The sequence below is a fragment of the Streptomyces sp. CBMA156 genome (genome assembly GCF_014596515.1).
Taxonomy (GTDB): Bacteria; Actinomycetota; Actinomycetes; order Streptomycetales; family Streptomycetaceae; genus Kitasatospora.
The window spans coordinates 25072-36445 of sequence record NZ_MSJQ01000047.1 but is presented as its reverse complement, the minus strand read 5'-3'; the positions used below and the strand labels follow the sequence as shown (position 1 = coordinate 36445).

At 73.9% G+C, this 11374-nt stretch carries 12 protein-coding genes; 7 read left to right on the top strand and 5 right to left on the bottom strand.

Going from position 1 to position 11374, the window contains the following annotated elements:
• Positions 1-285 precede the first annotated feature (285 nt).
• Entirely contained in the window at positions 286-1053 is a 768-nt protein-coding gene (locus tag BU198_RS03550) for a CDP-alcohol phosphatidyltransferase family protein (protein WP_188295336.1), read from the bottom strand.
• Positions 1054-1381: 328 nt separating this feature from the next.
• Between BU198_RS03550 and BU198_RS03545 the strand changes: the two genes are divergently transcribed.
• Both BU198_RS03545 and BU198_RS03540 read left to right on the top strand, forming a co-directional pair.
• Positions 1382-1957, top strand: coding sequence for an NUDIX hydrolase (locus BU198_RS03545; RefSeq protein ID WP_188295335.1), 576 nt, complete (start codon positions 1382-1384; stop codon positions 1955-1957).
• Between the two features lie 25 nt (positions 1958-1982).
• On the top strand, positions 1983-2666 hold the full coding sequence (locus tag BU198_RS03540) for an HAD family hydrolase (protein WP_188295334.1): 684 nt from the start codon (positions 1983-1985) through the stop codon (positions 2664-2666).
• Positions 2667-2714: 48 nt separating this feature from the next.
• Here the strand turns inward: BU198_RS03540 and BU198_RS03535 are convergent, their stop codons facing one another.
• Both BU198_RS03535 and BU198_RS03530 read right to left on the bottom strand, forming a co-directional pair.
• Positions 2715-3434, bottom strand: coding sequence for a YidC/Oxa1 family membrane protein insertase (locus BU198_RS03535; protein WP_188295333.1), 720 nt, complete (start codon positions 3432-3434; stop codon positions 2715-2717).
• Positions 3435-3528: 94 nt separating this feature from the next.
• Positions 3529-3822 (bottom strand): DUF6412 domain-containing protein, encoded by a 294-nt coding sequence (locus BU198_RS03530; protein ID WP_317619945.1) that lies wholly within the window; start codon positions 3820-3822, stop codon positions 3529-3531.
• 284 nt (positions 3823-4106) lie between these two features.
• On the opposite strand from BU198_RS03530, the gene BU198_RS43685 reads away from it, so the two are divergent.
• Together BU198_RS43685 and BU198_RS03520 are read left to right on the top strand one after the other, a co-directional pair.
• Positions 4107-4391 carry a type II toxin-antitoxin system Phd/YefM family antitoxin gene (locus BU198_RS43685; protein WP_188295332.1) on the top strand — a complete coding sequence of 95 codons (285 nt, stop codon included), beginning with the start codon at positions 4107-4109 and terminating at the stop codon, positions 4389-4391.
• Positions 4384-4806: a type II toxin-antitoxin system VapC family toxin gene (locus BU198_RS03520; protein ID WP_317619944.1), complete on the top strand. Its 423-nt coding sequence runs from the start codon at positions 4384-4386 to the stop codon at positions 4804-4806. Before BU198_RS43685 ends, BU198_RS03520 begins: the two co-directional genes overlap by 8 nt.
• A 243-nt stretch (positions 4807-5049) precedes the next feature.
• Here the strand turns inward: BU198_RS03520 and BU198_RS03515 are convergent, their stop codons facing one another.
• A complete protein-coding gene (locus BU198_RS03515; RefSeq protein ID WP_188295331.1) occupies positions 5050-6126 on the bottom strand; it encodes a Gfo/Idh/MocA family oxidoreductase in 1077 nt (358 codons plus the stop codon).
• Positions 6127-6304: 178 nt separating this feature from the next.
• Between BU198_RS03515 and BU198_RS03510 the strand changes: the two genes are divergently transcribed.
• The 3 genes from BU198_RS03510 to BU198_RS03500 all read left to right on the top strand — a co-directional run bounded on the left by BU198_RS03510 (position 6305) and on the right by BU198_RS03500 (position 9315).
• The gene (locus BU198_RS03510) at positions 6305-7084 is read left to right on the top strand and encodes an HAD-IIA family hydrolase (protein WP_188295330.1); all 780 of its coding nucleotides are present in this window, start codon (positions 6305-6307) and stop codon (positions 7082-7084) included.
• A gap of 240 nt (positions 7085-7324) precedes the next feature.
• A complete protein-coding gene (locus tag BU198_RS03505; protein ID WP_317619943.1) occupies positions 7325-8050 on the top strand; it encodes a uracil-DNA glycosylase in 726 nt (241 codons plus the stop codon).
• A 227-nt stretch (positions 8051-8277) separates the two neighbouring features.
• Positions 8278-9315 carry a glycoside hydrolase family 6 protein gene (locus tag BU198_RS03500; RefSeq protein WP_223243877.1) on the top strand — a complete coding sequence of 346 codons (1038 nt, stop codon included), beginning with the start codon at positions 8278-8280 and terminating at the stop codon, positions 9313-9315.
• Positions 9316-9405: 90 nt separating this feature from the next.
• Here BU198_RS03500 and BU198_RS03495 read toward each other — a convergent pair whose 3' ends face one another.
• Positions 9406-11337 carry a galactose oxidase-like domain-containing protein gene (locus BU198_RS03495; RefSeq protein WP_411293134.1) on the bottom strand — a complete coding sequence of 644 codons (1932 nt, stop codon included), beginning with the start codon at positions 11335-11337 and terminating at the stop codon, positions 9406-9408.
• Positions 11338-11374: the final 37 nt, after the last annotated feature.

The window sequence follows — 11374 nt, the reverse complement described above, 5'->3', positions numbered from 1 at the left end:
CCACTGCTGCGGGCCCTCGTCCGCACCCCCGCCCGCCGCGCCGCGGCCGGGGAGCAGACGGGGACGGCGGGCACGGAGACCCTCGCGGAGCGTCTGGCCGGCCTGGCGCCGGAGGAGCGGCGGGCCCGGCGGCGCGGCCTCCCCCGGGCGGGGGAGGGGCGCCTCGGCCCGGCGGGGCGCAGGCCGCTCGGCGCGGCCGTGCCCGGGGTGGTCGGTCCCGGGGCGGTCGGTCTCAGCGCTTTGGCCTCATCGCAGTCGCGCAGGGTGGCCGCTCGGCGCAGTCGCTCAGCGCAGCCGGGAGGAGGACAGGATCGACGCCAGGTGCGCGACCACCATGCCCCAGGTGATCACCGTGATGCCCGCGAGCACCCACCGGGTCGCGTCCAGGTGGCCGAGCCCCGCGTCCACCACGGCCGCCGCCAGCAGCACCAGCGAGGCCTCGATGCCGTTCGTCACCCGGTGGATCTTGAACAGCGAGGCGACCTTGCGGGCCGTCGCGATGCCCTGGGAGCGCGGCTGCGTCGACTCCTCGGTCGCCGGCAGCTGCCCGCTGCGGGCGCGGGCCACGTCCACCAGGTCCGTCGAGGCCTTCAGCAGCACCACGCCCAGCGCGGCCGCCAGCCCCACCGACACCCACAGCTCCGACCCGCCGCGGGCCGCCCGTACGCCCGCACCGATCATCAGCGCGGCGTCCGCCAGGTAGGCGCCGAGCCGGTCCACGTACACCCCGGCCATGCTGAACTGGCGCTTCCAGCGCGCCACTTCGCCGTCCACACAGTCGAACAGCAGGAACAGCTGGAACAGCACGGCGGCCAGCACCGCACCGGTCAGGCCCGGGATCAGCAGGGCCGCGCCGCCGCCGACCCCGCACACCACCATCACCCAGGTGAGGGTGTTCGGCGACACCGACGTGCGCACCAGCTGCCGGGTGGTGCGCAGCGAGATCCGCCGCATGTACAGCCGTCCCGCCCAGTGCTCGCCGTTGCGGCTCTGAATCTTGGCCTGCGGCTGGCACACCTCGCGCAGCTCGGCGAGTGCCGGAGCAGCCACCATGACGACATCCCTCCACCTGTCCCGAAACGATCACCACAGGCTACGGCCTCCGGGGAAACGCCCGGACCAGCCGGTACGCCGCCGACGGTACGGGAGGTGTCCTCCGGTGGAACGTCCGTCGGGGCGCCCGCCGGAAGGTCTGTGGACCGGTGCTCCCGCCGGTGAAAACCGGTGGGACGCCCGAGCGCCCCCGGGCTAGGCTGCGCGGGTTCGCCGGAACCCGAAGCCCCGGGCCGGACGCCCGCCCCGCACGCCGGCCGACGCGCTCCACGGCCCACGGTCCGCGCGGTCGGCACCCGTCCCGGAGCGGAACGAGGAGTGCAGACCGATGGTGACCACGGGCGGCCCGTCCCCGAGCCCCGACCTGGCCCGACTGCTGGACGACCACCACCCGCAGGGTCCGGTGGAGACCGCCGACCACGAGCGGGCCCGCCGCCTCCTCGGCGTCGCCGACGCCTGGAACAGGGGCACCTTCCCGCTCCACTTCACCGCCTCCGCGCTGATCGTCCACCCGCCGACCCGCCGCGTCCTGCTGCGCTGGCACGTCCGCCAGCAGGCCTGGCTGCACGTCGGCGGCCACGGCGACCCGGGGGAGACCCGGCCGCTGGACATCGCCCTGCGCGAGGGCCTGGAGGAGACCGGGCTGACCGACCTCACCCCCTGGCCCGGCCCCGCCCTCGTCCACCTCGCCGTGGTGCCCGTCCCCGCCTCGCCCGCCGAACCCGCGCACGAGCACGCCGACCTGCGCTTCCTGCTCGCCACCGGCACCCCGGAGCAGGCCAGGCCGGAGAACCCGGCGTCCCCGCTGGAGTGGCTCACCATCGAGGAGGCCGGCCGGCGGACCACCGAGGAGAACCTCCGGCAGACGCTCGACCGCGCCGCCCGCCTGCTGCCGCCCGCCTGACCGACCTCACCCTGGAGACCACCGGATGCACACCGACCAGATCCTGATCTTCGACGCCGACGACACGCTCTGGGAGAACAACGTCCTCTTCGAGCGGGTCATCGACGGCTTCCTGGACTGGGTCGCCGCCCCGGCCGAGCAGGAGCGCACCAGGGCCCTGCTGAACGAGATCGAGGCCGTCAACTCCGCCGCTCTCGGCTACGGCGCCGCCGTCTTCCGGCAGAGCCTCGCCGACTGCCTGCAACGGCTCAACGGCCGTACGCCGACGGCGGACGAGCAGGCCCGCATCGACGACCTGCTCACCCCGCTGACCAGTCGGACCGTCGAGCTGATCCCCGGCGTCGCCGACACCCTGGCCGCCCTCGCCGACCGCCACCACCTGCTGCTGCTCACCAAGGGCGACCAGGGCGAGCAGCAGCGCAAGGTGACCGAGTCCGCCATCGACCACCACTTCCGGGGCGTCCACATCGTCGTCGAGAAGTCGGTCGACACCTACCGGAAGCTGACCGCCGACCTCGACCTCGACCCGGGGCGCACCTGGATGATCGGCAACTCGCCCAAGTCCGACATCGCCCCCGCCCGCCGGGCCGGCCTGCACACCGTCTTCATCCCGCACGAGCACACCTGGGTGCTGGAGCACGAGGAACTCGGCCCGGACGAGGCGACGCTGCGGATCGGAGCCTTTCCCGAGCTGCTGCGCCACTTCTGACGGACGGCCGTCCTTCCGTCCGCTTCAGCTCAGCGGCTCAGCGGGACATCAGGTCATCAGCGCGGCGGCCGGCACCGGCGTCCCGTCCCGGTACAGCCAGGCCCGCTCGGCGGCCGACCAGACGCCGGTCGTCAGCAGGTAGAGCACGGCGGCCACCGGCACCAGCGCCGCGAACAGCACCGAGCCGAACGACAGGTACGGCAGCAGCCCCGCCCCCGGCTGCGGGGCGGGCTGCGCCGCAGTCGCAGCCGCGGCCGCCGAGGTCGCGGCCGCGCGCCGGGCCCGGCGGAAGTTGACGTACCCCACCGCCGCCAGCCCGGCGAACAGCGCCCCGAACACCACCCACTGGCCGGCGCCGTGCGCACCCGTGACGTGCAGGCCCAGCGGCACGCCGAACAGGGTGCGGTCCAGCAGGTCGTTCGGGGTGGTGAACAGCCGGTACATCACCGAGAAGAACGGGACCTGCACCAGCATCGGCAGGCACCCCGCGAACGGCGACGCCTGCTCCTTCCGGTACATCTCGGCCAGCGCCTCGCGCAGCCGCTCCGGCCGGTCCCGGTACTTCTTCTGCAACGCGGCGACCTTCGGCGCCAGCCGCGCCCTGGCCTTCTCCCCGCGCGCCGCCGCCCGCGCCAGCGGATGCAGCGCCAGCCGGACGGCGACGGTGAACAGGACGATGGCCAGCGCGGTCGGCACCAGGTGGGCGACGGCGGCGACGGCGGCGTGCGCGACGGCGACGGCCGGGTCGAGAACAGCGAGTACGGACATGGTGAAGCGAGCCCTCCGGGGTCTCAGGACATGAGCGATCGGCGGAGGACGGCCTGCGAGGAATCTTCCTACGGCACCAGAAGGACCAGGGGTTTCACGCGGCCGCCGGGGCCGCTCCCGGTGCCCTGGGGCGTCGCCTGCCCCGGGCGTCCGGATCACGCTGCGGAAGGAACGCCGTACCGAACGCCCGACGCCGCAGCACCCCGCTGCGCACCGCCGCGGGAGCCCGCGCCCCCAGCAGCCGAGCCCCGGCCAGCGCCCCGGCGACCGCCCCGGCCACCAGCACCACGGCCGCAACGGCCGCCACCGACGCCAGCGCCCCGCTGTCGGCCACCAGCTCCCCGGTCAACACCCGGAGCAGGCCCAGCAGCATCGCGACCACGGCCACGGCGGCTGCCCCCTCCCGGCGTCCCTCGGCTTCCTGACGTACCAGCAGGACGATCCTACGAGCCCCCGGGTTCCCGCCTCCATCGGGGAAACCCCCTACGGAACGTTCCCCGCGCAGACCCACGCCGCGTCTCCCCCTCCCGCTTCGCGGGGCCGGGCCTCCCGGAGGTTCCCTTTGCATACGAACGCACCGGTCGCGGCCCGGTGAGGGGTGGGGTTCGGCGGGATCGCAGGGGGATCGTGCGAGGTGTAGCCAGGGGGGCTACGCGGGGCTACCGTGGAGGGGTGAAGACGATTACCCAGCGGGAGTTCCGGAACAACTCCGCCGCGGTGATGGACGCGGTGGAGGCGGGGGAGACCTTCCACATCACCAGGAACGGGGTCGAGGTCGCGGAGCTGCGGCCGGTGTCCGGGCGCCGGCGGCTCACCGCGGAGGAGCTGGTGGCGCGGCACGTGAAGCTGCCGCGGGTGGACTACCAGCAGATGCGCAAGGAGGCCGAGGAGTACTTCGGGCCCGAGGAACTGGTGGGGGACGAGGACGGCGACCCGTTCGAGCGGCGGCGTGGCTGAGCGCCGCAGAGCGCCCCGGCGGCGGCCGGCCGGGGTGCTGGACACCTGCGTGTACATCGATCTGGCGCTGCTCAACCCCGCCGACCTGCCGGCCGTGCCCGAGCTGACCGCGATCACCTTCGCCGAGCTGCAGCAGGGCGTGTCGATGGCCCGCGACCCGGCCGGCCGGGCGGCCCGGCTGGAGGTGCTGGGCGCGGCGATGGCGGACTTCGACCCGCTGCCCTTCGACGCGGCGGCCGCCGCCCGCTACGGGACGCTGGTCACCCTGACCATCGCCGCCGGGCGGCAGCCGCGCCCGCGCCGGATCGACCTGATGATCGCGGCGGTCGCCTCCGCCCACGGGCTGCCGCTGTACACCCGCAACGTGTCGGACTTCCGCGGGCTGGGCTCGGCGGTGGAGGTCATCGGGCTGTGAGGGTCGGCAGGTCGGCAGGTTCTGAGGGTCGGCGGGCCGGCGGGTCGTGAGGGCGGTGGTCCCGGCGCTTCTTCTGCTCGGCGGACCACTCCCGCTCGCGCCGGAGGCGCTCCTCTACGCCGGCCTGCCGCCCCCGCTGACTGCTCAACCGATCATCCTAGGAGCGGCGCGGGGCGGGGCTCCAGGGCATGCCTCCAGGGGTGTGGCGGCAGGGGTGTGGCGGCAGGCCGGGCGAGCTGCCCGTCAGCCCAGGCGGACCGCCGTCCCGGTCGCGGCGGAGGCGCGGGCGGCCTCCAGCACCGCGAGGGCGGCCACCGCGTCGCGCGGGTCGACCGGAGGCGGGGTGCCGGGGGAGGTCAGGGAGGCGGCGATGCCCGCGTAGAAGAGGGGGTAGTCGCCCCGGTCCGTGGGCAGCCGGATCGCGGACTCGTCGGTGCCGAGGGTGCCGTAGTGCGAGGGCTGGTCGGCGCCCCAGGGGCGGGTGCCGTCCGGGCGCAGGCCCGCCCGCAGGTCGGCCTCCTGCGGGTCCATGCCGGACTTGACGTAGCCGGCCGTGTCGCCGAGCACCCGCAGCCGCGGGCCGATCAGCGGGGTGATGGCGCTCGTCCACAGGTGCGAGCGGGTGCCGGAGGCGTGGGTGAGGGCGAGGAAGGCGTCGTCGTCCACCACCGCGCCGTCGCGCCGCACGTCGATCTCCGCGTACACCGTCTCGACCGGCCCGAACAGGGAGAGCGCCTGGTCGACCAGGTGGCTGCCCAGGTCGTACAGCGTGCCGCCGACCTCGGCCGGGTCGGCCAGCTCCCGCCAGCCCGGCTTCGGCTTGGGGCGGAAGCGCTCGAAGCGGGACTCGAAGCGGTGCACCCGGCCGAGCGCGCCGCCGCGCACCAGACGGCTCGCGGTGAGGAAGTCGCCGTCCCAGCGACGGTTGTGGAAGACCGAGAGCAGGACGCCCTGCTCCTCGGCGAGCCGGCACAGCTCCAGCGCCTCGGCGGCGGTGCCGGCCAGCGGCTTGTCCACGACGGTGGCCAGGCCGGCCCGCAGGGCGGCGTGGGCGAGCGGGGCGTGAGTGCGGTTGGGCGAGGCGATGACGACCAGGTCGAGCGCGTCCGGGTCGGCGAGCAGCTGCTCGGGGGTGTCCACGGCGCGGGCGCCGGGGTGCTCGCTCGCCAGCCGGGCCCGCCGCTCGGGGTTGGCGGTGACCACGGCGTCCAGCCGCAGCCCCGGCGTGGTGGCGATCAGTGGCGCGTGGAACGCGGAGCCGGCCAGGCCGTAGCCGATCAGGCCGACGCGGAACGGGCGGGAGGTCGTCTGCGGGTTCATGCGCCCACTCAACCACGCGGCGCCCGGTTGCTCCCGGTTTCGACGGGACGGCCGCGGGCCGGCGGCCGCGTCCCGGTGGGCGGGACGTGCTGCCATCGGCCAGGTGCGCGGATTAGGCTGTGCCGCGTCAGGGCCTTCGTACTATGCAAGACGTTGCAACACTTCGGGAGACACGCACGTGGCAGACCGTAAGCCCATCGAGTCCTGGCTGACCGACATGGACGGGGTCCTCATCCACGAGGGCACGCCGATCCCCGGGGCGGAGGAGTTCCTGCGCAGGCTGCGGGAGTCCGGCAAGCCCTTCCTGGTCCTCACCAACAACTCCATCTACACCCCGCGTGACCTCAGCGCCCGCCTGGCCGGGATGGGCCTGGAGGTGCCCGAGGAGTGCATCTGGACCTCCGCCCTGGCAACGGCCAAGTTCCTCAAGAGCCAGCGGCCGAACGGGACGGCGTACGTGATCGGCGAGGCGGGGCTCACCACGGCCCTGTACCAGGCCGGGTACGTGCTGACCGACAACAACCCCGACTACGTGGTCCTCGGCGAGACCCGCACCTACTCCTTCGAGGCGCTCACCAAGGCGATCCGCCTGATCAACCAGGGCGCCCGGTTCATCTGCACCAACCCGGACGAGACCGGCCCCTCCACCGAGGGCGTGCTGCCGGCCACCGGCTCGGTCGCGGCCCTGATCACCAAGGCGACCGGCGTCGACCCGTACTTCGTCGGCAAGCCCAACCCGCTGATGATGCGCGAGGCGCTGAACACCGCCGGCGCCCACTCCGAGACGGCGGTGATGATCGGCGACCGGATGGACACCGACATCGTCGCGGGCATGGAGGCCGGCATGGAGACCATCCTGGTGCTCACCGGCCTGACCTCCGCCTCCGACGTGGAGCGCTTCCCGTACCGGCCGACCCGGGTGGTCCAGTCGATCGCGGACCTGGTCGAGCTGATCTGACCTGCGCGGTTCCGCCGCGAGGCCCCGTTCCGGCCGGTCGCCGGGGCGGGGCCGTCGCGTGTCCGCGCGAGTTCCGGCTGACCGTCCGTCAGATCGCGGCGGCCCGGGCCGCGGGGGCGGTGCTGCCTGCCCCGCGGCCCGGAGCCCGCTCCGGGGGAGCGAGTTGTCGGTGGGGCTGTGTAGCGTTCGGGGTGAAAGAGGGCGTGCGGCGCAGCAGCCGCGGTGTGGGAGGTAGATGTCGTGACGGACACTGTCGAGGCGGGCGTGGTCGAGGCCGGCGCGGACGGCGGGCTGGAACTGCCCGAGTCCTGGCGCGGGGTGCTGGGCGCCGAGACGGAGAAGCCGTACTTCGCGGAGCTGGCGGCCTTCGTGGCGGCCCAGCGCGCGGAGCACGAGGTGTTCCCGCCGAGCGGCCAGGAGTTCGCCGCGCTGGACGCCACTCCGTACGACAAGGTCCGGGTGCTCGTGCTCGGCCAGGACCCGTACCACGACAACGGCCAGGCCCACGGCATGAGCTTCTCGGTGCTTCCGGGCACCAAGACGCCGCCTTCGCTGCGCAACATCTTCAAGGAGCTGGACGCCGACCTGGGCATCCCGGCGCCGGACAACGGCTACCTGATGCACTGGGCCGAGCAAGGCGTGCTGCTGCTCAACGCGGTGCTCACGGTACGCGCGCACGAGGCCAACTCGCACAAGGCGAAGGGCTGGGAGAAGTTCACCGACGCGGTGATCAAGGCGGTGAGCGAGCGCGAGGAGCCGGTGGTCTTCGTGCTGTGGGGCAACTACGCGAAGAAGAAGCTGCCGCTGATCGACACCACCAGGCACGTGGTGGTGCAGGGCGCGCACCCGTCGCCGCTCTCGGCCAAGCTGTTCTTCGGCAGTCGCCCGTTCTCGCAGATCAACACCGCGCTGGACTCCTTCGGAGCCGAGGCGATCGACTGGCAGGTGCCGAACCTGAAGGGCTGAGCCCCGGGTCGCGGGGTGCCTGAGCCCCGGCTCGGGTGTTCCCGGGAGCTGTCGAGTGCCGGTGGCCGTGGGCCGGGCGGGTTCGATGTCCCGTTCGTCCACGGCCACTTGCCGTTCACCACCGGTGGCCGCCGGCCGGTGCCGGGTGTGCTTAGCTGGTGCCGACCGGTCGCCGGACCGGTGCCGGGGAGGGGCGGTACGTGCACGGGCTGGGGCGGACAGGGACGTTGCGGTGGGCCGTGGGGGCGCTGCTGGCCGGAGTGCTGGCGGCCGTGTCCGGCTGTAGCGGTTCGGGCGGCGGCAAACCGGGCGCCACCGCGGGGACGGGTGCCACCGCGAGTGCGGGCGCCTCCGCGGGGACGGGCCAGGCAGGGGGGACCGCCCAGCTCCCCGGGCAGACCTTCTACGTCTCCGACCAGACCAACGCCGCCCGCCAGACCGCCGCGCTGCGCGGCCAGGGCCGGACGGTGGAGGCCGACACGCTGCAGCGGATCGCCTCCCAGCCCTCCTCGCAGTGGCTCGGCGAGCAGGGCGCCAAGGAGATCGCCGAGCAGGTGAGCCGTCGGGCCGCCGAGTCGGGCCGGACGGCCGTCTTCGTCGCGTACGACATCCCGCACCGCGACTGCGGCCAGTACTCGGCCGGCGGGGCCTCCGACGCGGCCGCCTACCGGTCCTGGATCACCGGTGTCGCGCAGGCCCTCGGCGACCGCAAGGCCTGGGTGGTGCTGGAGCCGGACGCCGTCGCGCACACCCTGGACACCTGCGGGATCAAGGGCGACCTGGCCGCCGAGCGGTACGGCCTACTGGCCTTCGCCGTCCAGGAGCTGAAGAAGAACCCGAACGCCCGGGTCTACCTGGACGCGGGCAACCCCGGCTGGGCGCAGGACCCGGAGGAACTGGCCGCCGCCCTGCGCAAGTCGGGCATCGCCGCGGCGGACGGCTTCGCCGTGAACGTCGCCAACTTCTACGACACCGAGCGGAACGCGGCGTACGGCGCCAGGCTCTCCGCGGCCCTGGGCGGGAAGCACTTCGTCGTCGACACCAGCCGCAGCGGCAACGGCGCGATGGGCGGGGACTCCTGGTGCAACCCGCAGGGGCGCGCGCTCGGCGACCGGCCGACCACCGAGACCGGGCGGCCCGGGGTGGACGCCTACCTGTGGATCAAGAACCCGGGGGAGTCGGACGGCGACTGCGGCCGGGGCGAGCCCAGGGCGGGCGAGTTCTGGCTGCCGTACGCGCTCGGGCTGGCGCAGGCGGCGCGCTGAGGCATGGCCCGCGCCGGCCCGGGCCGATCGCGTCGCCCGGGCCGGCTGCGTCACCCGGGCCGGCCGGGCCGCTCGCGTCGTTCCGGGGCGTCAGGCGGTGACCTGGATCCAGCGGGCGACCGACGGGGTGCCGGCGGCGTCCGTCAGGAACAGCATGTACCAGCCCGGCGGCAGCAGACTGGGGTTGCCGGGCAGGGCGAGCGAGACGCCGTCCGCCGTCCGTCCGGTGATCTCCAGGGCCACCGAGCGCTGCTCCACGTCCGTGACGTGGGTGACCGAACTCGGCCGGATCAGCTTGGCGGTGGCGACCGCCTCCGGCCTGGACGTACCGACCGCGACGGTGCCGCCGAGCCCGGCCGTCCGCGGAACGGCACCGGCCTGCGGGCGGTCGCCGTGGTACAGGTACGGCGGGGTGTAGATCTCGATGCGCTGCTCGAAGCCGCCCGGCTGGGTCTCGGCCTTGTCCGCGAAGAGCGGGTTGGAGCCCAGCACGGCGACCCGGCCGTCCGGCAGCAGCAGCGCCTCGGAGTGGTAGTTGCGGCCGACGGCCGGCTCGGCGGCGGTGCTGAAGCTGTTGGAATCCGGGTGGTAGACCTGCGCCTTGAGCAGGTCGCTGTCGCCCCGGCCGCGGTAGCCGCTGGAGCCGCCGGTGGTGAAGACGGTGTCGTCGGGGAGGATCACGCTGTTGAGGTAGCGGGTGCCGCCGGCCGGCAGGTCCGGGCCCGGGGTGAAGGCGGGCGCGGCGGCGGAGAGGTCCGCGATGTCGGTGCGGGCGGTGGACAGCGGCGACTCGCCGACGCCACCGCCGCCGAGCACCATCACCTTCTGCGCCTGCGCGGGCGGCAGCAGCACCGAGGAGGAGGTCTCGGTGAGGCCGGGGTCGCGCAGGCCGGGGACGGGCTGGAAGGCCCCGGTCGACACGTCCCACACGCCGGGCTCGCGGCCCTTGTCGCCGGGGCCGTAGCCGCCGTTGGAGCCGGAGTAGAAGAGCTTGCCCGAGGCGGTCAGGAAGATCGCCGGGTAGGTCGGGAAGTAGTGGTCGGGGCCCTTGGACCAGGACTTGGACTTCGGGTCGTAGATCTCGTTTTCGTTGCCGCTGAGGATCTCCCCGGTGTCGTCCAGCCCGGAGACGGTGACCACCCGGCCGTCGCCCAGCCCGGTCAGCGTCGGGTACCAGCGGGCGTGGGCCATGTCGGTGACCGGCTCGTACAGCTCGGTGTCCGGGTTGAACTCGAAGGCGGAGCGGATGCCCTGGTACTCCTGCTTGTCCAGGGTCAGCTTCGTGTTCTGCCCGTACAGGTTGTGGGCGTCGGTGCCGCTCAGGCCCTTGATCCGGTACTGGGCGGGGGAGTCGGCGACGTAGTCCGGGCCCGCGGCGACCGCCTCCACGTACACGTGCTGCTCGCCGGCGGTGACCACGGTCTGCTTGCCGGAGCCGGCCTTGGTCGCGGCCGGGACGGTCACCTCGGCGGTGCTGGCGTACTCGTGGCCGTTCGGGGAGACGAAGACGGTGCCCTTCGGGAAGGTCCGGTCGCGCTCGGGGCTCTCGTTGCGCACCCGCATCACGCCGGCGGCCCTCTTCACGGCGCCGGCCAGCTTCTCGTAGCGCTGGGTGCCGCCGGCCACCAGGACCCGGCCGTCCGGCAGCGAGGTGTGGCCGCCACAGAACATGTCGGCCGGGGTGGGGACCGGCTTGTAGGTGTTCTCGGCCGGATCCCAGAGCAGGCTCTTGAAGGTGCCCGTGTCGAACTGCTTCTCGTCGTTGCCGGAGCCGGCCACGATCAGGACCTTGCCGGTGCGCAGCAGCGTCGCGTGCACGGCGTTGACCCGGAACTCGGCGGGCAGCGACAGGGTCTGCCAGTGGCCGTACCGCGCCTTGTAGTCGGGGCGGTTGATCACGTAGCTGTGGTACTGCTCGGAGGCGAAGCCGAGGACGGCCGGTGCGTTCATCCCGGCCACGGTCAGCGCGACGGTACTGCCGAGGGCGAGGCGCTTGGTGCGGCCGGCCTTGTGGATCCTCACGGTGGTTGCTCCCTCGGGAGGCGGTCGGGGGCTGTTC